At 64.5% G+C, this 21,575-nt stretch carries 14 protein-coding genes and 1 pseudogene; 3 read left to right on the top strand and 12 right to left on the bottom strand.

Going from position 1 to position 21,575, the window contains the following annotated elements; all coding sequences use genetic code 11:
* Positions 1-266: 266 nt before the first annotated feature.
* From IE243_RS10665 to IE243_RS10615, 11 genes and pseudogenes are all read right to left on the bottom strand, one after another.
* A complete protein-coding gene (locus IE243_RS10665; protein WP_191319366.1) occupies positions 267-2,609 on the bottom strand; it encodes an enoyl-CoA hydratase-related protein in 2,343 nt (780 codons plus the stop codon).
* 580 nt (positions 2,610-3,189) lie between these two features.
* Positions 3,190-3,984: an enoyl-CoA hydratase/isomerase family protein gene (locus IE243_RS10660; protein WP_191319364.1), complete on the bottom strand. Its 795-nt coding sequence runs from the start codon at positions 3,982-3,984 to the stop codon at positions 3,190-3,192.
* 273 nt (positions 3,985-4,257) lie between these two features.
* Positions 4,258-5,865 carry an AMP-binding protein gene (locus IE243_RS10655; RefSeq protein WP_191319362.1) on the bottom strand — a complete coding sequence of 536 codons (1,608 nt, stop codon included), beginning with the start codon at positions 5,863-5,865 and terminating at the stop codon, positions 4,258-4,260.
* A 26-nt stretch (positions 5,866-5,891) separates the two neighbouring features.
* Positions 5,892-7,103 (bottom strand): ABC transporter substrate-binding protein, encoded by a 1,212-nt coding sequence (locus tag IE243_RS10650; RefSeq protein ID WP_191319361.1) that lies wholly within the window; start codon positions 7,101-7,103, stop codon positions 5,892-5,894.
* Between the two features lie 66 nt (positions 7,104-7,169).
* Complete coding sequence (locus IE243_RS10645; protein ID WP_210319837.1) at positions 7,170-7,985, bottom strand: TIGR03084 family metal-binding protein; 816 nt, start codon at positions 7,983-7,985, stop codon at positions 7,170-7,172.
* Between the two features lie 19 nt (positions 7,986-8,004).
* A complete protein-coding gene (locus IE243_RS10640) occupies positions 8,005-9,150 on the bottom strand; it encodes a nitronate monooxygenase (protein WP_244643059.1) in 1,146 nt (381 codons plus the stop codon).
* Positions 9,147-11,151: pseudogene (locus IE243_RS23775) on the bottom strand (acetyl/propionyl/methylcrotonyl-CoA carboxylase subunit alpha). The gene IE243_RS10640 and the pseudogene IE243_RS23775 overlap by 4 nt, the downstream one beginning before the upstream one ends.
* Positions 11,144-11,995, bottom strand: coding sequence for an enoyl-CoA hydratase/isomerase family protein (locus IE243_RS10630; protein ID WP_210319836.1), 852 nt, complete (start codon positions 11,993-11,995; stop codon positions 11,144-11,146). The pseudogene IE243_RS23775 and the gene IE243_RS10630 overlap by 8 nt, the downstream one beginning before the upstream one ends.
* A 10-nt stretch (positions 11,996-12,005) precedes the next feature.
* The gene (locus IE243_RS10625; RefSeq protein ID WP_191319360.1) at positions 12,006-13,628 is read right to left on the bottom strand and encodes an acyl-CoA carboxylase subunit beta; all 1,623 of its coding nucleotides are present in this window, start codon (positions 13,626-13,628) and stop codon (positions 12,006-12,008) included.
* Position 13,629: 1 nt separating this feature from the next.
* The gene (locus tag IE243_RS10620; protein ID WP_191319358.1) at positions 13,630-15,426 is read right to left on the bottom strand and encodes an acyclic terpene utilization AtuA family protein; all 1,797 of its coding nucleotides are present in this window, start codon (positions 15,424-15,426) and stop codon (positions 13,630-13,632) included.
* Between the two features lie 114 nt (positions 15,427-15,540).
* Positions 15,541-16,335, bottom strand: a complete 795-nt coding sequence (locus IE243_RS10615) for an enoyl-CoA hydratase/isomerase (protein ID WP_191319357.1) — start codon at positions 16,333-16,335, stop codon at positions 15,541-15,543.
* 351 nt (positions 16,336-16,686) lie between these two features.
* Between IE243_RS10615 and IE243_RS10610 the strand changes: the two genes are divergently transcribed.
* From IE243_RS10610 to IE243_RS10600, 3 genes are all read left to right on the top strand, one after another.
* Positions 16,687-17,829: an acyl-CoA dehydrogenase family protein gene (locus IE243_RS10610; protein WP_191319355.1), complete on the top strand. Its 1,143-nt coding sequence runs from the start codon at positions 16,687-16,689 to the stop codon at positions 17,827-17,829.
* Positions 17,830-18,184: 355 nt separating this feature from the next.
* Positions 18,185-19,786, top strand: coding sequence for an acyl-CoA synthetase (locus tag IE243_RS10605; RefSeq protein ID WP_191319353.1), 1,602 nt, complete (start codon positions 18,185-18,187; stop codon positions 19,784-19,786).
* Positions 19,787-19,877: 91 nt separating this feature from the next.
* Positions 19,878-20,687 carry an SDR family oxidoreductase gene (locus IE243_RS10600; RefSeq protein WP_191319351.1) on the top strand — a complete coding sequence of 270 codons (810 nt, stop codon included), beginning with the start codon at positions 19,878-19,880 and terminating at the stop codon, positions 20,685-20,687.
* Positions 20,688-20,862: 175 nt separating this feature from the next.
* Here the strand turns inward: IE243_RS10600 and IE243_RS10595 are convergent, their stop codons facing one another.
* A complete protein-coding gene (locus tag IE243_RS10595) occupies positions 20,863-21,525 on the bottom strand; it encodes a TetR/AcrR family transcriptional regulator (protein WP_191319350.1) in 663 nt (220 codons plus the stop codon).
* Between the last annotated feature and the right edge of the window lie 50 nt (positions 21,526-21,575).

Genomic DNA, 21,575 nt, shown 5'->3' with positions numbered 1-21,575 from the left:
GGTAGCTCGTCAGGCTCATAACCTGAAGGTCGCTGGTTCAAATCCAGCCCCCGCAACCAAATCAGAAAACCCGTCGCTCAAAGCGACGGGTTTTTGCCTTTGGGGCAGGCGCCACAACCGCCAAATAGCCCGATAGTCAAAGCAGACCCCGGGCCAAAGGTCAGGGGCACGTCCCGGAGGCGTGCCCCGCGCCAATCAGCGCCAGCCAAGGCCCGGGGCAACATGCTTCAGGGTAGCAGGCCTCTCCATGTTACCGGTGAATGCGCCTAACGGTTTTTCCAATGGGGCTTTCGCTTTTCCGCGAAGGCCTTTGGACCTTCAAGATAATCCTCGCTTGTTATTAACTCGTCCAGAATAGCAGCTGTTGCGGCAAGGCCCGGTGTTGCCGCATTCATCACTTTCATGGAAAGCCGTACAGAGGTTGGCGAAACGGCGAGGATTTCCTCCGCCAGTTCAAGGGCGCCGTCCAGCGCCTTGCCGTCTGACGTCAGGCGATTGACGAGACCCAGTTGCAAGGCCTGTTCCGCCCGGATCGGACGGCCGGTGAGGATGTGCTCCACCGCAATCTTCCTGGGAATCTGGCGGGGAAGCCGTTCGAGGCCGCCAGCCGCGGCGATCAGGCCGACGCGTACTTCGCTAAGGGCGAATGAGGCCTTCTGGTCCGCGACCACGATGTCCGACGCCAACGCCATTTCCGTGCCGCCGCCCATGGCGAAGCCATTCACCGCTGCAATAACCGGTTTGACGCGGACCCGGTTGGTCAGGCCGCCAAAACCGGTGCGAGGCATCCATGATGGTTTTCCGCTGGCCGTGTACTTGAGATCATTGCCGGAAGAAAACGCCTCGGTTCCAGACCCCGTGAAGACCGCGACCCAGAGATCGGGATCAGCCTCATAAGCATCCCAGATTTCCGCGAGCTCGTCGTTGGCCATGGGATGCAGGCTGTTGCGAACCTCAGGCCGGTTGATCGTGACGATCAGGATATGTCCGCGACGTTCAATCAGGATGTATTCGTAGTTGTCGCGAAAGCCGGGCGCGCGCAAAGGCAGCAACGCGTCCATGCGCGCTTCGGTAAAGGTAAACCGGTTGCCCCGGTCGGTAACGCGCACGAAGATATCGCGACCAAGAGGGTCCTGCTCAAGGACAGCGGCCACGGTCTCCAGGTCACCCGGTTCGGTATTCGCCAGAAAACGCTCGCCATTCGGCGTGCGGCCGACTACCACGGCATAGTCCGGAACGCCCTTGAGGTAGGTCACGGTATAGGTCTCTATGGTCGCCCACCCATCTGGCGCGTCCGCGATCCGCGGCGCCGGCCATGAATCGATTTCCTTCTGCAAGGATTGGCTGTCGAACGCTTCGAAAGGCGCAGCAGCCGTGGAGTAAACGCCCACGGAGAACTTGGAAAGGAAGCCGCCGTTGGCTCCCACCAGGCCATATGCGCCCGGGTCGCTGCGCAAACGCTCCGCCATGCTGCAAATCGCGTGCATGGAATAATTGTTGCCCGGACCGCCAAAGTACGGGAGGCCGCCAGTCACGGTGAAACCGCGCGGATCATCCGCCCGCACGCCAAGCCCGTCGATCGCCACGCTTGATACGGCGACCGGGTAGCAGCTGTAGATGTCGAGATACGACAGTTCGTCCGTGGTCAGGCCAGCCTGTCGCATGGCCGCCTGGCACGCCATGACGGCTGCTGGATACTGGCCCAGATCTTGCCGCTGCATCAGCTCCCGCTCGGTCACGTCTGCATAGCCACGCAGGAATACCCAACGATCCTCAGGAACGCCGAGTTCCCGCGCGCATTTAACCGTGGTGAGCACAAGCGCTGCACCCTGGTTAACCTGATCCCGCGCCATCAGCCGTTGGGGGAAGGGGTCGGCGATCATGCGATTGCGCTCGCCGACAGTGGTGAGTTCTTCCGGCGTCATCGGCGTGACGTCGGACGATGCGTAAGGATTGGCGGCGGCCACCGCAGTGAAGGGGGCGAACAGTTCTCCCATCGTTTTGAGATAGTGTTCGCGGGTCTCGCCCCGCCGGCTGCGGCGGGCGTTCTCGCACAGACCATATGGCGGCGGCGAGCCGATCAGGCCGTGCCGCGTGTTGTAGCGAAACACCAGGCCGCGCATTCCCATGCCACGGTTCTCGACGTCGCCGGGCACGCTTTCTGACCAGTCGGCCTGCTGTTTCTGGCTCTGCAGCCAGCGCGCGGTTGATATGTTTTCTGCGCCAGCGATTAACGCCACCTGGAATTCGCCAGAGGCAAGGCGTTTCGCGAATTCATTGACAAGGTGCTGGGGAGAGTCGCCGCCTGCCCGTTCCCAGATCGCGGTTCGGGGGTGCACGCCAACCCGCTTTGCCACGGAATGCGGGAAATTATCGGATTTCCCAAACGGTTGGGCGCGGCGTGGGGTTGAATCCTCAAATGTCCGGGTTGTGGCGATCACGTCCACCAGTGGCCGGATGCCATCAGACGCCTGCGTATTCTCCAGGGCGAGCCGCGCGGCGCGTCCGGCAATTTCATAGGCGGGCAATCCCTCAAAATCCGGCCCGCCAAGCCGCTCGGTGAACTGGCCAACGCCAATGATGATGGGTGTGTTGGGAGGGATTGTCATCGGATAGCTCACTGCAGGATTGAAACACAGACTGTTCGTTGAACCGGGTTCGCGCCACCCGTCGGGCGATAGGGCCGCCCCGACGCAGGGGCGAGGCGCCCCCCATGCATCTCGCGGCCCTTTGCATGTCGATCCACTGGCCGGGATTGTTGCCAGCAGTTTCCACCGGCCTGACGCCGTCGATGATTGCTCGCTGATGATCTGGATAATCAGGCTTGTTGACGACGGGCAGGAACATCAGGTCCATGCCCATCGGCCAGTCCGTCAGCTTGCGGGTTCTTGCGCTCTCCCGTGACAGACCGGCGAGGGTTGGCTGGATTGGCGTCGTCAGCACACACCCCTCTCTTCGTTGAAATTGCATGACATGCCGGAGCGGATTTCTTCGCGCGGCGGTGAGATGCTGCGGGCTCGCGGCCGGCGTTACCCAGAACCGGGAGCGAGGCTGGCGTCCTGAAAGGTCGTTGTCAAATAAAAAGACGGACGTTCTTTATACATGACGCGCCTGCGACAGGTCTTCTCGCCCCAGACGTGCTCTGGTCCCGGGGCGCAGAGGATGCGGTAGCCAATGACCTGCTGCGGCCTACTTTTTCTTGCGCCTGAGAAACGCCTCGGTCGCCGCACGAAATTCTGCTGAGGCAAGACAGCGGAGTTGGGCCCGCTCCTCAAGCTCCATGGCCGCCTCCAGGCTGCCCGCGGAGCGCGCTGCGTCGACGGTGCGTTTGGTCAGCCGAAGCCCTTCCGGGTTGGCCCGCAGCATGTCGCGCGCCATGCGCTCGCCTGCTGCCTCCAGTTCTTCTGGCGTCCACACTTCCGAGACCAGTCCCGTCGCCAACGCCCGCTCGGCGCCGATGGGGCGGCCTGTCATCATCAGTTCATTGGCGATGGAAGAACCGACGGCGCGGGGCAGATGCCAGCTCACGCCCAACTCCGCGCCGGACAGGCCGACGGAGATAAAGGCGGCGTTCATTTTCATGGTGGTTGCGGCGAGCCGCACATCCGCCGCCAGTGCGAACGACATGCCGCCGCCGGCCACTGCGCCATCGAGCAAGGCGATGATGGGTTGCGGACAGGCCCGCATGTTGCGGATGACGTCGCGCAGCACCCAGTCGCCGTCAATCGTCCCGCTAAAGACGTCGGACAATGTGTTGATGTCGGCGCCGGAGCAGAAGTGCCCGCCGGCGCCCCGCATGATGATCACCCGCGTCTGGCTGTCATGCAGCCTTTCGGTGAAATAGGCGTCGAGGCCATCGATCATGCCCTGGTCGATGGCGTTGAGGGAGGCCGGGCGATCCAGCGTCAGCCAGTGCACCGGGCCGTCCACCCGCAGCGACAGCGCCGTTCCCAGCTTGCGGGTCGTTGTTTGCGTATCGGCCATGTTTCCACCCATTGCGTCGTTTCTGATTGTGATGTCGTTTGCCTCTTGTCCTGCAAGCCAGTGTTCGCTTGGCAGGAAATACCCGCTACAACTTGGTTGTTTAAATAAATGCAAAACTCAGTTTGTTAATAACACTATTCCCGTTGTTTGTTGTGAAAAACATCAAGTTCATAAATTTCGTCAATATAAGCGATGGGTTGCTGGTGACTTTTCTGCTTTCGACATCGGTTTCATCGCTTTGTATGGCGGGACGCCACTGTCGGAGACTGGCCATTATCCGTCGCCCAACCTTTCGCGGCGAATGCGGATGCCCGCCGCCTCCCTGTCCCAGGCGTCAGGCGTGACGCCGGCGCTGCGCAGCAGGTGTTTTTGAACTTTCGAGGTTGGCGTTTTTGGCAGATCAGGAAGCACCCGGACGTAACGCGGGATCATGAAATGCGCCATGCGCGGCTGCAGGAAGTGGATCAGCTCCGCCGGATCGAATTCCGCTCCCGGCGCCAGCGACACCGCCACCATCACCTCATCTTCGGCGACATCGCTCTTCACCGCGACCGCCGCCGCTTCCCGGATCATCGGGTGCTTGAGCACTTCCGCCTCCACCTCGAATGACGAGATGTTCTCGCCGCGCCGGCGGATGGCGTCCTTGATGCGGTCGACGAAGTAATAATTGCCCTGCTCATCGCGGCGGAAGCCGTCGCCGGTATGAAACCAGCCGTTGCGCCAGGCCTCAACCGTGGCTTGCGGGTTTTTGTAATAGCCATGGTTCAGCGCCCAGGGCCGATCGCTGCTCACGATCAGTTCGCCGATGTCCCCGACAGCAACCTCGCAGTCATGGGCGTCAACGATGCGGCATTCGATGCCGGCGCGCGGCCGGCCTGCGGACCCGATCGCCGTTGGGTTCGGCTCCGACACCAGCGGCGAGGGCGCTTCCGTCATATTGAAGCCGGTCTTGATGGTGATGTTGAAGCGCTTGCCGAAGGCGATGGCTTCCTCATCCAGCGGCACGACCGAGACCCATTTCAGGCATTTGCCAATGCCATCGGGAGGAGCCGGAAGTTTGTTCAGGAAGCTGGCCATGACGCCCAGCAGGATGGTCGTCGTGCTTTGGGTGCGATGCACCACTTCCCAGAAGCTGTCGGTTGAGAACGCCTCCATCAGCGCGATGGAGCCGCCCCGCGTCAGCATCACCATGCGCGGGCTGGTGCCGCCGACATGGAAGAGGGGCAGGCTGACGAGAAAGCGGTCTGCGGCTGTCGCCAGCGTGTAACCCATCGTATAGTTGTACAGGTGCATGTAGGATTGCAGCACGCCTTTCGACGGGCCGGTTGTGCCGGACGTGAAGATGATGGCGTGGGTGTCCCACGGCTCGATTGGCGCGGCGAGTTCTGGCAAGCGCCCTTCGCCATGCTCCAGCAGGCTGAACGGGTGTGTGGCGAGCCCGGCGATCTGGACGCCCCTGTCGTGCAGTACGACCACATCACGCAGGCTCGCCAGCGGGATCTCTGTCAGGCGCGACGCCAGATCGCCATGGATCACGGCAAGTTTCGCGTCCGAGAGGTTGAGCGCGTGTTCAAGAATGCCGCCCCGGTAGGCGATGTTCAACGGCACATAAACCGCGCCGAGATAGTTGATGGCGAACCAGGTTGTGAGCCCCTCCAGGCCAGTTGGCAGCCAGACGACGACATGGTCGCCCTGGGCCACGCCGAGACGCGCGAGGCCGCTGGCGGCGGCGCGCACCCGCGCATGGAAGTCGCCATAGCTCAGGGTTGAGCCGTCCTGGAGCGCGACATAGGTTTTGTCCGGGGTGGCTGCGGCGCGCGCTTCAAGCAGATAGCGTAGCACGCATTGCTCCCGTGGATAGACGCCGGTGTCGGTCGACATGATGTCCTCTCCCTGAAGGCATGGTTTTACTGGGTGCTTTCCCAGCTGTTTCCGTTGAATTTCTGCAATGCCAGCGTTTTGTAGGCGTCGAAATTGTCAGGCGAGGTTTTGACGACAATCGACGTCTGGTGCATCGGAAACCGCGTGCTCTGGATGTCGCCGACAATTTTCATGATGTTGGCGCGGGTCAGATTGTCGCCGGCGCGTTCGAGAATGTATTTCAGCAAGGCGGCGTTGAGGTATGCGGTTACCGGATAGAGATCGTTGGCGTTGTCCTGCGGGTTCCATTTCTGCATGAAATCGCGATAGGCAATGACGTCCGGGTCCGTCGCCAGGGCAGGATCGTCCGGCGCCTTGACGTAACTTGCGGTGATCACCCCGTTCGCCGCGTTGCTGCCGGCGGCGCGCAGAAGCGGAACTGCGGCGTTGCCGGCGGATGTCATGATCTGCAGCGGCTTCCAGCCCGTTTCCTGCACCTTGCGCATGGCGAGGGCGGCGAACTTCGGCGACGCGATCGTTACCAGAACAGTCGCGCCGGAGTCCTTCAGATTGAGAATCTGGGTGTCCACGAGCGCGTCGGTGGTTTCGTAGCTGACAGCGCGATGTACGGCTTTTCCGTGGGCCCCCAGGGCGTGGCGCAGGGCCTCCAGGCTTTCCTTGCCGTAGTCGTCATTGGCGTAAAGAACGCCGATTTTCGCGTTCTTGTCAGCTTTTGCGATATATCGTGCGTAGGTTTCCTGCTCGATGCGCGATGATGGATAGAATGGCATGGTCCATGGGTAGTGTTCCGGATCGTTGAAGCGCGGTGATCCCGAAGCAACGCCAACCTGCGGCACTTTTTTGCCATTCAGGTATTTATGGATCGCGACATTGGGCGGCGTTCCTGTCACGCCGAAGACCATCAACACGCCCTCGCTCTCCACCAGACGACGCGCCTGTTCCAGCGCCTTGGGTGGGCTGTAGCCGTCGTCGAGGGAGATGATGGTCACCTCCCGGCCGTTGATGCCCCCGCTGGCGTTCACCCTGTCGAAAAAAGCCTTCAGTGTCCGCCCTGTCGATCCCAGCATGGACACCGGGCCACTGTAGGCGGTGGAGTGACCAATGCGGATTTCGCTGTCGCTGGCTCCGGGGTCATAAGCCTTCTGGTCGCTGGCCCAGGCGGCTGGCGCCGCGATGGCGCTGGTCAGCAGCGCCGCCGCGATGACGGCGCGCCGCCGGGAGAAACCTGACTGTCGCATGCTGTCCTCCCAGATGTCGTGCCGCCGCCAAACGCAGGCGCAACCTCGGTTGCGTTCGACTGGCTGTCAGGCGACGAACGGCGCCGTGGATTTGTGACGGACGCCTGGCGCGGGCGGCGTCTCCGGCGGGCCGGCGAAGCACTGGGCGTTGTCCATCCATAACCGGGCGTTCGGGCCGATCACCGTCAGGTCCACGTCGGCGATGTTGCGCGTCTGGGCGACAACCTGACAGAAGGCGGTGGCCGAGCCTTCGATCCGCTCTCCGACGCTCTCCTCGCCGTAGGCCCACGTTTCGCCCGATGGTCCGGTGAGGCGCACATGCGGCATTGGCTGCGGCGCCTGCTGCTTGCGGTTGGCGAAGGTCCAGCCGTAGGTGTTGACGCCCAGCACCACGATATTGCGCAGGCGTGCGCCATCGTGGCGATCCCGGGCCAGGATGTCATAGATCGCCTGGGCGTGGGCCCAGGTTTCCATCAGCCGGGCGGTGATCGATGAGCGCACGCTCATGTCCGGGCCGGCCCACACCACCCGCGCCGCCGGGTCTGACGCGCCAAAACGCGACGCCATCGGCAGGTAGAATTCGCGCCAGGCGGCGACCAGCGCCTTGCCCTTCAGATCGCCAAGCCATGCTCTTTCGAAGGCGGTGAGGGTCTTGCCGGCGCTCATGTGCGCCGTCACTTCGTCCCAGAAGCGCCGGAAGGCAGGGCCGTCCTTCAGGGACAGGTCCGCCGCCCAGTTCCACATATGCAGATGGCCGATGATGTCGGAGATCGTCCATTGCTTGAAAAGGGTTGGCGTTTCCAGTCCGGCGTCGGACAGGGGGGAAACCAGCGCGAACACGGCTTCACTCTCGTCCAGAAAATCCTGCGCCTGTTGCATCATGATGCTTCGCCTTTCAGGTTCATGCGCCAAGCGCGCGGTTGAGGCGCTCGTGGGCGCGCAGGAAGTCTTCCTTGAAATCCTGTACGACCTGGCCCGCTGACATGCTCTGGTTCATGAGGCCGACCGCCTGGCCTACCCAATAGGTGGCGAGCGCTTTCGCGCCCGTGTGATCGCTCTGGGAAAGCTTGTCGACCTTGCGCAACGCCGGCTCGCTGATGAATGACTGGAGCGGCATCGGCAGCGGCTTTGGCGCGCTTTCGGCCTCCCAGGCGTCGGTCCATGGCGAACGCAACTGCCGCGACGGCTTGCCGGTGCGCGAGCGGGAGCGAACGGTGTCGCGCGATGACGCGGCCAGCATTTTCTCCTTCACGACCGGATTGGTCTCGGCCTCGGAGGTGGTGAGCCAGACGGAGCCGCACCAGGCCCCGGCGGCGCCCATGGCCATGGCGGCGGCCATCTGCGCGCCGGTGGCGATGCCGCCAGCGGCCAGCACCGGGGTGTTGACGCCGGCAGCTTCAAGCGCCCGGCAGACCTCCGGCACCAGCACCATGGTGGCGACATCGCCGCAATGGCCGCCGGCTTCGCCGCCGGCGACGATCAGCAGATCAACGCCGGCCGCCACCTGCGCCAGGGCGTGCTCTTTGGCGCCAACCAGCGCAGCCACGGCGACGCCATGGGCGCGTCCCTGTTCAAGCATGGCGCGGGGCGGCACGCCCAGAGCATTGGCGATCAGCCTGATGGGATGACGAAAGGCGACGTCAAGCATGGCGTTGGTGCCCGCGCCGCGCAGGTTGTCGCTGAAGGTCAGCTGCCGGACGCGCAGTTCGTCAAGGCCGCTTTCGTCCACGTCATAGGCGGCGAGCAGGTTGTGGGCGAACGTCTTGTGCTGTTCGGGCAACCGGCCGAGCATGTCTTCAGGCGAGATGGTTTCGCCTTTGCCCTCGACCTTGTTGGGCACGATCAGGTCGACGCCGTAGGGTTTGCCGTCGACGTGCGCGTCGATCCAGGCCAGCTCTTCTTCAAGTTGCGACGGCGTGAGACCGGCCGCGCCGAACACGCCCATGCCGCCAGCTTTCGACACCGCCACAACCACGTCGCGGCAATGGGTGAAGGCGAGAAGCGGGAACTCGATGCCAAACATCTCGCAGATCGGGGTGTTCATCATGCTGTGGCTTCCTCGTCTGGCGTGATTTCAAGGATCAGATCTTCCGCGGCGATCTGGCCTCCGGCTTTGCCGAAAATGGCGCTGACCACGCCGTCGACCCCGGCGCTGATCTGGTGCTGCATCTTCATGGCTTCGAGCACCGCCAGCCGGTCGCCCCTGGCGACCCGGACGCCTTCCGCCACGCAGATTTCCAGCAGCCGCCCGTGCATCGGCGCGCGCACCATGCCGCCGCCAGCCTCATCGGCCGCCGAGGCGACGACGCGGGCCAGGTCACAGATCAGGTAACCGCCGGTTGCCGCGGCCATGTGCAACGCGCCGCCGCCAGCGTCGGCGAACGTCACGTCGAGCGCCTGGCCATCGACCTCAAGGCGGGCGCGCCGGTCGTTCATGTCGCGCACCCGCACTTTGACCGGCGCCTCGCCGCCGCGCACCGTATAGGCGTCATGGCCATCCGGATGCACCGCCAGCCCCAACAGGTCCTCGCCCCTGGCGTACTGAACGAAGGAGTTGAAGTGGCGGGCGTTTGACCAGTCAAGGAGCTCGGGGGCAACGCCGAGCGCCTCGCCCAGGGAGGCGCTCCGGCCCAGCCGGTGCTGGATGACTGCTGCCGCGCACAGTGCGGCCAGCTCCGGTTGGGGCGCGCTGAAGCCCGCTTCGCCCCAGGTTTCCTCGATGAACGCCGTGGTCGCTTCGCCCCGGATGAAGACGTCGCGCTGCAGGGCGTCAATCAGGAAGTCACGGTTGGTTTTCGGGCCAAACAGCGCCGTATCCTGCAGCGCCCGCACCAGGTGCTTGCGCGCGTCCTCGCGGTTCGCGCCATGGGTAATGATCTTGGCGACCATCGGGTCGTAGAACGGCGAGACCTCGCCCCCGGTTTCCAGGCCGGCGTCGACGCGGACGCCGGGGCCGGATGGTGGGCTCCACAGCAGGGCCGGGCCAGTGCTGGGCAGGAAGCCGGCGTCCGGATCTTCCGCATACAGACGCACCTCGATGGCGTGGCCGGTGAGCGTGACCTTGTCCTGGGTCAGGCCGAGCGGCTCGCCGCGGGCGACGCGGATCTGCAATTCGACCAGATCCAGCCCGGTGATCTCCTCGGTGACCGGATGTTCGACCTGAAGGCGGGTGTTCATTTCAAGAAAGTAGAATGCGCCGTCCTGGCCGAGCAGGAACTCCACCGTGCCGGCGCCCCGGTAGTCGACGGCTCGCGCCGCTTCCACCGCGGCCTTGCCCATCGCGGCGCGCAGCTCGGGAGTCATGACCGGGCAGGGGGCTTCCTCGATGACTTTCTGGTGGCGACGCTGCACGGAGCAGTCGCGCTCGCCAAAGTGCAGCACGGTTCCGTGCGCGTCGGCGAACACCTGCACTTCCACATGGCGTGGTTGCAGGATCGCCCGTTCGAGGATCAGTTCGCCGGAGCCGAAGGCGTTCTCCGCCTCGGAGCGGGCGAGCCGGATCGCGTCGGCCAGGCCATCCGCCGCGCGCACCAGCCGCATGCCGCGCCCCCCGGCCGCCGGCCGCGGCCTTGACCATCAGCGGAAAGCCGACGGCTCCAGCCTCGCGCAGCAGCGTTTCATCGCTCTGGTCCTCGCCCTGGTAGCCTGGCACGCAGGGCACGCCGGCTTCGATCATCGCCCGCTTGGCCCGGGCCTTGTCGCCCATCACGGTGATGGCGTGCACAGGCGGACCGACGAACACAAGGCCCGCCGCTTCCACGGCGTTGGCGAAGCTGGCGTTCTCGGAGAGGAAGCCATAGCCGGGGTGGATGGCCTGGGCCCCGGCGGCTCTCGCCGCGGCCAGGATCCGCTCGGGGCGGAGATAGGACTTGCCCACGGGCGACGGACCGATGTGCACGGCGACGTCGGCCATCTTGACGTGCGGCGCGCCGGCGTCGGCGTCGGAATACACGGCGACAGTCCGCAGGCCCATGGCCCGGGCGGTGCGCATGACGCGGCATGCGATTTCGCCGCGATTGGCGACAAGAAGGGTATCGAAATCAGCCATCTTGCATCGTTTCTTTCACGGCGGCGCCCTGCGCCCACACCGGCTTGCGCTTTTCGACGAAGGAGGCGACACCCTCCCGTCCCTCGGCGCTGAACATGCGATCGGTAAAGTTGTGGGCGGCGGCCTCGGTCCGTTCCGGCCCACTGAGACCCGGCAGGGCGAGGATCAGCGCCTTGGTGTCGGCGATGGCGCCTGGGGCGCACTTCAGCACGTCCGCCCGGATTCCGGCTTCGATCGCCGCAAGGCTCGCGCTGTCTGTCCCGACGAAGTCGGCGAAGCCGAGCGCCTGCGCGTCCGCTCCGGTGAACCGGCCCGCCGTCAGCATCAGCCGCCGGCCAGTGGCGTAACCGAGTTTTTGCAGCACGAACGGCGAGATCTGCGCCGGCGACAGGCCAATCATCGTCTCGGTCATGGCGAAACGGGCGTCCGCCGCGCAGATCACCACGTCGCAGCAGCAGGCGAGGCCGAAGCCGCCAGCCATGGCGGCGCCCTCGATCACCGCCACCGTAACCTGCGGCATGCTGTTGACCAGCGTCATCAGACCGCCGCCGTCCCGGCTCATCTGCACCACCCCGTCGCGGCTGGCCGCGCCGGAGGTCATGCTCCGGAACGATTTCAGATCGCCGCCAGCGCAGAACACGCCGCCACGTCCACGTAGGGTGATCCCACGCACCGCCCGGTTGTCGCGCACCGCCTCAAGCGCCCGTCGCAGATCGCCGGTCAGCTCGTCCGACAGGGCGTTGCGGTTGTCCGGGCGATTGAACCAGAGCGTCAACCAGCCGTTGTCCAGCTCCGGGTCGATGGCCGTCATGGCGGGAAGCGCCAGGGATGAAAGCGTTGTCATGGTCACCTCCTCACATCCGGGCCACGCCGAAGCTGTTCGGCTGCAGCCGGCGCAAGCGGCTTTCGCGGCAGGTTTCCAGGGCGAAGGCGAGAACGCGGCGGGTGTCGCGCGGATCAATCACGCCATGGTCGAGCACCCGGCCTGAGGTGTAGAAGGCGCTCTCCTGGCGCGAGAAGTGGGCGATGATGCTCTCTTCCTGCGCCCGCAGCTTTTCCCGGTCCGGCTGGGTCCTGGCCCGCGCCGCCGCGACTTCGGCGACCTGCGTCATGGTCCGGGCCGCCTGCTCGCCGCCCATCACCCCGGTCGAGGCGTTCGGCCAAGCGAAAAGGAAGTCCGGGTCGTAGGCGTAGCCGCACATGCCGTAGTTGCCGGCGCCGAAGCTGGCGCCGATGTACAGCGTGATCTTCGGCACGCGCACGTTGGAGACCGCCTGGATCATCTTCGAGCCGTGCTTGATCATGCCCGCCTGCTCATACTCCGTGCCGACCATGTAGCCGGTGGTGTTGTTCAGGAAGATGATCGGCAGGTCGGCCTGGTCGCAAAGCTGGAAGAACTGCGCCGCCTTGGCGGCCCCGTTCGGATCGATCGGGCCGTTGTTGCCAATCAGGGCGCAGGCGTGACCCATGATCGAGGCCTGGACGCAGACCGTGGAGACGCCGAAACGCGGCTTGAATTCCTCGAAGTCCGAGCCGTCGACAAGACGCGTCAGCAACTCGCGCACGTCATAGGGCGTCTTGTGATCGGCGGGGATGACGCCGGCCAGTTCGTCAATATCGTAAAGCGGCGGCGCATACGGACGGCGGGCGGGCGCTTCGCCGCGGGCGTTCCAGTCCAGCCGTCCGACGAGGTCACGGGCGATCGCGAGGCCATGGGCGTCGTCGTTGGCGAGATACTCAACCAGACCGGAGACGCTGGCGTGCATCTCGCTGCCGCCGAGATCGCGATCGTTGGCTTCCTCGCCGGTCGCCGCTTTCACGAGCGCCGCTCCGGCCAGCGCCGCGAGGCCATTTTCCTTCACGCCGATCACGTAATCCGACATGCCGGGCATGTAGGCGCCGCCGGCCGTGGATGGCCCGTGCAGCACCACCATGGTCGGCACGCCGTCGGCCGAGAGGTGCGCCAGATTCCTGAACATGGCCCCGCCCCTGGCCCATCCCTCGACGATATAGCCCATGAGATTGGCGCCGGCGCATTCCACCAGATGGATCAACGGCAGCTTCTGGCGACGGGCGATTTCCTGGATCGACAGGATTACCGGCAGGCTCGACGTGGTGTAGGCGCCGGCGCGGATGCCACTGTCGTCGGCCCAGATCATGCAGCGCACGCCGCGCACGAAACCGACGCCGCAGATCATGCTGGCGCCGGGCACGCTGGTGGCCGGATCCGGATCGTCCACCAGATAGTTGGCGAGCGAATGCAGTTGCAGGAACGGCATGCCCGGATCGAGCAGGCGGGCGATCCGCTCATGCGGCGGCACCTGGTTGCGCTGGGCGAAGGTGGCGTTGCGCTTGCTGGACAGCGCCACGGCGCGATCCTCGAGGGCGCGCAGTTCTTCGACCAGCGCCAGCATCGCGGCGCGGTTTTTCTGGAAACTGTCCGAACCCGTGGCGATGAGGGACTTGAAAACCGGCATGTCAGAGAGCCTCGACGAGGGATGCGGGAATGGCGACAGGAGTTTGCAACAGCACCTGCGCATAGGTTTTGCCCTGCGGATCGTTACGCAGGCTGGCGACGCCGCCGCCGCCCAACGCCTGATGCAGCAGGAAGTTGATCGAGCCGGTGCCAGGCAGATGGTAGCGCTCCACCGGCCCCTTGAGGAAATGGGCGAAACGTTCGGCCACCACCTGCTCGGTCAGCGCCCGCCAGATCCACGCGGCGTATTCAGGCCGGCGCGGCAGCACGCCGATATTGGCGTTGTCGCCCTTGTCGCCGGAGCGGGCCTGAGCGAGGCGGATCAGCGGGACATCGACCAGGCGCTCGCCGGAGGCCTGGGCCGCTGGCGCCGCCGGGCGGTTCAACGCGGCGCGATCGAAAGCTTGGCCGGTTTCCGCTCCCAACGCGATGTGCGTTCCATCCAGGTCCAGATCGATGGGGAGCTTCCGCTTCTCCACGAGGAAGGAGAACAGCCGGACCACCGGCGACGGCTTGGGCCGCCCGCCGGAAAACAGGGTCAGGCCGGGCGGGGCCGAAAGGGCGAGGCCGGTGATTTCCTTCAGCAGCAGCCCGGCGGCGCGGGCGTCCTGGTGCTTCGCCGCCACCTTGAGCACGACCTCGCGCGCGCCCTGCTGGCGCGCAAAGTCGCCGTAGTGGCTTTCGTCGCCGAGCACTTCAATCAGCGTTTCGTCGAAATCCGGCGCGTTCATCGCCCGCAGCTTGCTGCGCGCACGGCCAACTCCGGCGACGCCGAAAGCGCGCGCCTTGGCGGCGGCGTCCTCGCCGACGAAGAACCACAGGGCCCCGGCGCGCCAGCCGTCGCTCCACGTGAGCGACACCTTGTAGGCGTCCGGCGCGGGCAGGCCGCGCGCGCCCGCCACGGTGACGCGCGCCGGACCTGTCTGGGTCAGCGTGACGGCCGAGAAGTCGCAGACCACGTCAGGCAGCATGTAGGCCTGGGGATCGCCGATCTCGTACAGCATCTGCTCGCCGACGGTGGCGGTGGTGACGGCGCCGCCCGCGCCTTCCGGCTTGGTCAGGTCGAAACTGCCGTCGGCGCGGATTTCAGCGATCGGATAGCCGATTGTCTCGACGTCGGGGATGCTGTCCCAGTCGGTGAAATTGCCGCCGGTCGACTGGGGGCCGCATTCAATGATGTGTCCGGCGAGGCTGCCGCCAGCCAGCCGGTCATGATCGTCGCGCGTCCAGCCGAAGGCGTGGATGCAGGCGCCCAGGGTGACGGCGCTGTCGACGCATCGCCCGGTGATGACGATGTCGGCGCCGCGCGCCAGCGCTTTGGCAATCGGAAAGGCGCCAAGATAGGCGTTGGCGCTGGCCACCTTCGCGGCTTCAGGAAAAGCCGCGCCAGTATCCATCGCCGTGTAACCAGCAAAATCCGCCAGCCGGCCCGTCAGATCATCGCCGGTGATGACGGCGACGCTCAGATTGAGACCTGACGCCCTGACCAGTTCGCGCACCGCCGCGCCGCAAGCCTGCGGATTGACGCCGCCGGCGTTGGAAATGACCTTCACCCCGGATGCGGCGATCTGCCGGAGATGCGGCTTCAGCGCCGCGGTGACGAAATCCGTGGCGTAGCCCTGGCCTGGATCGGCGGCGCGCGCCCGCGCCATGATCGACATGGTGATTTCGGCGAGATAGTCAAAAACCAGGTAGTCGACGTGGCCCGCCGCCAGCAGTTGTGGAACCGCCATGTCCGACTCGCCCCAGAAGCCGCTGGCGCCGCCCACCCGGATGGACTGTCGTTGCTGACTGCTCATGAAACCTGTTCCTGTTCTGGTCGCCCGGTCCGCCGCAGGTTGTCGCGACGGAGCCAGGCTCTCCTGCTCTGGGGCATGCATGGGATGGGTGCGTTTGCGTCTGGAGCCAGAATCTCAACGCCCCCTGAATTTGGCCGGACGTTTTTCCAGGAACGCCTGGACGCCTTCGGGGAAATCGCTGGCGTGGCCCGCGGTCCGCTGGGACTGGCGCTCCAGATCCAGCTGTTCCTCGAAGCTGTTGTCGGTCGATCCGATGTACATCTTGCGGATCAGACCGAGGGCGACGGTGGGGCCGTTCGCCAGTTCAGTCGCCAGCTTCACGGCTTCGTTCAGCGCCTCGCCCTCATCGACGACGCGGTTGATCAGCCCCCATTCCAGCGCCTTCGTAACCGGCAGACGCTCGCCAAGCAGCGACAGCTCCAGGGAGCGCGCGCGGCCGATCAGGCGCGGCAGCAGCCACGAGGAGCCGCAGTCCGGCACAAGGCCGATGCGGCGGAACGCCTGCATGAAATAGGCGGAGCGGGCGGCGATGATCAGGTCGCCCATCAGGGCGAAGCTCATGCCGGCGCCGGCGGCGGGGCCATTGACAGCCGAGACGATGGGGAAGGACAGATTGCGCAGCCGCCGCAGGATGGGGTGATACAGGGATTCAAGTTGTTCACCCGCGTCGAACTTGCCGCCATCGCTCCTGGTCATGTCTTCTTGGAGATTGGCGCCGGCGCAGAAGGCGCGGCCTTCGCCGGTGAGCACCAGGCAGCGCACGCCGCTGGACGGGTCTTCGATGGCGTCCAGCGCGGCGTTCAGATCCCCGAGCAGCGCCGGCGACAGCGCGTTCAGCACCTCCTGATGGTCGAACGCAAGGACGGCGAGCGGACCATCGATGGTGAGCTTCATGAGTTTGCGCGTCATGTTTCCTCCTCCGCGGATTTTATGGCTCTGCGCCACAGGGGCCGGCCACGCGGACATGAAGTTGCTTCTGTCGTTCTGCGTCGTCCCGCCATGACAGGCGGCGTTGCTTCGTTGTGAACATGCATGCGAGCCGGTGCTGAGGGCGCCCGATCAGGCCTGAACCGCATGATCCTGACAGCAGAGTGGGCGCCGGCGTCGGTGATGTCAATAAAAAAGAACGTACGTTTTTTTGTTGCGGGGCGGCCTGCTTTGTTCCTATCCTGAATAAAAAGGGGCGCCGTGCGTGGCGCCTGCCGAAAAGGGGCGGCCCGGTTCGCAGATGAATGTGCGGCCTGCCCGGGAGGAGCACACGTGAGGAATCCGTTTGAGACTGAAGAGCGCCGCGCGTTTCGTGATGCAGTGCGCCGCCTGGTTGACGTGGAAATCCGGCCCTTCGCCGATGCGTGGGACGAAGCGGGCGCGTTTCCCTGGGAAATCCATGAGAAGCTTGGCGCCCTCGGCTGTTTTGGCCTGGGAATCGACGCCGAATATGGCGGCCTGGGCTTCGACGACTGTTTCATGCGCATCGCCTATGGCGAGGAACTCTCCCGCTGTGGCGCCGGCGGCGTGGTCGCCGACATTGGCGCGCGGCTGATCTCGATCGGCCCGATCCACGCCCTGGGATCGGAGGAGATCAAGCGCCGCGTCCTTCCCGACGTGGTCGCCGGTCGCAAGGGGTCGAGCCTCGCCATCACCGAGCCGTCCGGCGGCTCTGACGTCGCCAGCATGCGGACGGTCGCCCGCCGCGACGGCGACAGCTATGTGCTGAACGGCTCCAAGACGTTCATTACCGGCTCGCTGTTCAGCGACTATTTCGTTGTCGCCGCGCGCACCGGCGAGGGCGGCCTCAACGGCATCTCGCTGTTCCTGGTCGAACGCGATGCGCCGGGGTTCACCATGACGCCGCTTGAACGCAAGATGGGTTGGTGGTGCTCCGATCAGGCCACGCTGTTCTTCGATCAGTGTCGCGTGCCGGCGGGGCATCTTCTGGGTGAGGAGAACCGCGGCTTCATCTCGATCATGCGCAACTTCAATCTGGAGCGGGTGGCGCTGATCGCCCAGGCCCAGGGCATGATGAAGATGTGTCTGGATGAGGCCATTGCATGGGCCAGACAGCGCCGGACTTTTGGCAAGGCGCTGATCGAACATCAGGTCATTCGCCACAAGATTGCGGAGATGTCCGCCCGCGTCGACGCTGTCGACGCGCTGCTCAACCAGATCGCCTGGAACGTCAACGAAGGCGATATGCCGGTGGCGGAAATCACCAAGGCCAAATTCTTCTCGACCACGGCGTTGCAATATGTGGTGTCGGAAGCCGTGCAGATCCTCGGCGGGGCCGGCTTCCTGCGTGGCAATGTCATCGAACGCGCCTACCGTGAAGCCAAGGTCGTCGCCATTGGCGGCGGCTCGGAAGAAATCATGCGGGATCTCGCTGCCCGGCAGATGGGCCTCTAGTGCATTTTCCATGAAAACGGGGAAAGTCGAAAAAAGCATATCCGGTGAGCCGGGATTTGCCGGGAATGATTTGGTGGAGCGCGTTTGACATGCGCATCCACCCGCGACGACGCGGCGGGCAAATGTCGAATTCATAAACGCCGTCAGTCAGCCAATACATTGCCAGTAGCCTGTTATGACCCGCATTCGCTCCACCCGACGGCATGGAGGAATGCGGGCGCCGGAAGCAGACCGTCGACGGCGCGTCCGGAGACGGAAACGGCGTCTTTCCGGAAATGCCTGTGCATCAAAAATATCGGGGAGCGCTCCGTTCGCGAGGAACGGGTTCTTCCATTGAAAATGGGGGAGATTAGCCATGGGACTTGGGGATAAACGCAATAGTTCGGGCGGTTCAGATACGCCGCGCGCCTGGAAAGACATCGACGATTGCCAGGTGAGCGACTGGATCGCCAGCAACGCCAGCTACTTTCCGCACAAGATCGCCACGGTGGACCTGCATAGCGGACGCCGTCACACCTATTCGCAGATGCATGAGCGGGTCGCCCGCGTCGCCGGCCTGCTGCAGGCGTGGGGCGTTGGCAAAGGCGACCGGGTCGCCGTGCTGTCGATGAACTCCACCGATATGCTGGATATCCAGTATGGCTGCTGGCGCGTCGGCGCCATCTACCTGCCGCTGAACTTCCGGCTTACCGCAAGTGAACTGACATTCATTGTCAACGACGCATCGCCGGAGGTCATGTTCTTTGACGAAACCTTCGCCGCGACGGTGGCTGAACTGCGGTCGACGACCGGGGTTGCGCACTGGACCGGCATGGACGGCAGGGGCGGGGCGAGCGAATTTGAAACCGCGCTCGCCGCCGCCACTCCGGTCTGTCAGATGGTGGACCTGAAGCCCGCCGATCTGTGCATGATCATGTATTCGTCCGGCACTACGGGGCTGCCCAAGGGGGTGACGTTCAACTATGCGATGACCAATGCCTTCGTGCTGAACACGGCTCCGGGATTCCTCGCGTCGCATGACATGGTCGGCCTGTCGGTGATGCCGCTGTTCCACATTGGCGGCACCAACGCGTTTTCAGTCACGACGCTGTTCCTTGGCGGGACCACGATCATCATGCGGGCCTTCGATCCGGGCGAGGCGCTCGATGTGTTCAATGACCCTGAGTTGGGCGTAACCCATTTCCTTGGGGTCCCGGCGATTTTCAACGCGCTGAAAGAGCACCCCAAAAACGCCGCCACCGACTTCTCGCGGCTGCGTTACACGGTTGCCGGGGCCGAGACCATCCCGGAGGAGTTGGTCCACTGGTGGCACAAGCGCGGCCTGGTGATCCAGGAGTTGTATGGCATGACCGAAAGTGGCGGCGCGGTTTGCGTGCTGGCGCCGCACGACATTCCGCGCATGATCGGCGCGGCTGGCCAGGCCCAGCGTCATTGCCGCATCCAGATCACCCGTGGCGACGGCTCCCAGGCCGATCCGGATGAACTGGGGGAGATCTGGCTGCGCGGCGCCACGGTCACGTCCGGCTACTGGAACCGGCCGGAGGCCAATGATGAAGCGTTTGTCGACGGCTGGTTCCGCTCCGGGGATATCGGCCGGATGGATGCTGACGGCTACGTCTATGTCGAGGATCGCCTGAAAGACATGTACATTTCCGGCGGTGAGAACGTCTATCCGGCGGAAATCGAGAATGTACTCTATGGCATGCCGGAAATCGCGGAACTGGCGGTGATCGGCGTGCCGGACGATCGCTGGGGTGAGGTGGGCTGCGCCGTGGTTGTGCCCCGCCCTGGCCAGGAAGTGACCATCGACGCGATCCGGGCCCGCTGCGACGGGCGCCTCGCCCGGTTCAAGCAACCGGTGCATCTGGTCGAGATGGAAAGCCTGCCACGCAATCCCACCGGCAAGGTGCTGAAGTTCCAGTTGCGAAAGATGGCGCGGGACATGCTGGCTGGCTGATGGCGAGGGGGTGGGCGGCGGCCCCCCGGTGGGCCATGACTGAAGTCGTGGCTGGAGCGCCGCCGGGTCTGTTTCAGGGAGATCTGTTCACATGTCGAATGTCAGTTTTGATTTCACCGGCGCCAATGTTTTCGTGGCGGGCGGCACCTCCGGCATCAATCTCGGCATCGCCATGGGGTTTGTCCTGGCGGGCGCCCAGGTTGGCGTGCTCAGCCGCAATCCGGACAAGGTGGCGGCGGCCGCCCAGTTGCTCACGGACACCGGAGGGCGCCCGGCGTCGGGCTACGTGGCGGATGTCCGCGATCCGGCTGCGGTCAGCGCCGCCATTGCCGCCTTCGCCGCTGAAACCGGCCCGGTTGATTGCCTGGTTTCCGGCGCCGCCGGCAATTTCCGGGCCCTTGCCGCCGATCTGTCGCCGAATGGCTTCCGCACGGTCATCGACATCGACCTGAACGGAACCTTCCATGTCATGAAGGCGGCTTACCCGCATCTGCGGCGCCCGGGGGCCAGCGTTATCAATATTTCCGCGCCCCAGGCCGGCCTCGCTACGGAAACCCAGGTTCACGCCTGCGCGGCGAAGGCGGGCGTTGACCAGGTGACCCGCACCCTGGCTCTCGAATGGGGCCCGGAGGGCATTCGCGTCAATTCGATTTCCCCCGGCTTCATTGCCGGCACGGAGGGGCTGGCGCGGCTTGGTCCGGATGGCGATGAGCAGAAAGTCGCCGCGAAGCTGTCGCGCGTGATCGCGCTGCGCCGCCTTGGCGAGGTCGCGGATATCGCCGACACGGCCATGTTCCTCGCCAGTAACGCCGCGCGCTATGTATCGGGCGTGGTGCTGACGGTGGATGGCGGCGCTGGCATGACGGGCATGGCGCGGGCCATGTTTGCGTCTGAAGGCTGAAGCAAAGGCACCAGGGCCGGATGCATTGGCCTCCATGCCTTGCTGACAAGGCCGCAAGCGGCCTTGTCGAGGGGCGAGAGCTTTCCCGGCATGAGCGCCGTTCAGATGGTTTGCCCCGGTGACCACGCCAAAATCATGGTTTGGCGTGGTCGTGACGCCCTGGCGACGCTATTGTTTATTGGGGCGGATTCTGGCGTGGCCTGAACCCGCTGGCGACCAGTTGCACGAATGATTCAGCCAGACGCAACAGTTCCTCACGGTCCCTGACGAAAGATTTCTGGATCAGGAGGCCGCGGAAGAAAACGCGGCATATGTCCCAAAGTATCAGGACGTCTTCGTCGCGGCCGCTTTTTGCTTCGTATGATTTGAGAATGAACGTCGATATCACGCCATTCCAGGTCTGCAGCTTTGCCGAGATCCGGTCCTGAAGGGCGCTGTCAGTCCTGGACGCCAGCAATACTTCCACAAGTGCCCGGCCGTTGCGGGTGTCGAGGCCCTTCCAGACCCAGAGCAGATCGTTGCGGATCACCTCTTCTGATGGGAGTTCGGCATCTTTGCGATCGCCCGGCAGCGGTTGTTCAAGGCGTGTGTGCAGCATCTGGTCGACAGTGTCGACAATCAGGTCTTCCTTTGACTTGTAATGGTGGGTGAGCGCTCCGCGGGATACCCCGGCCTCCTGGGTGATCCTGCCGATCGACGCCTCCGAGTATCCATAACGGTCGAGGCATACGATCGTGGCGCGGCAAAGGGCTTCACGCGTGGCGCGCGCTTTCAGTTCCTGCCTGCCTTCGACAGGGCGGGCGGGTCTGGCTGCGAGAATCGCTGGGGAGCGTGCCAAATCGTTACTCCAGTTGGCGCAAGCCTGTCAGAACGCGCTGGCCGCCATCA

The sequence above is a fragment of the Camelimonas fluminis genome (assembly GCF_014656355.1).
In the GTDB taxonomy this organism is placed as follows: domain Bacteria; phylum Pseudomonadota; class Alphaproteobacteria; order Rhizobiales; family Beijerinckiaceae; genus Camelimonas; species Camelimonas fluminis.
The sequence above is the reverse complement of the archived record's forward strand: the minus strand, read 5'-3'. Positions and strand labels throughout refer to the sequence as shown.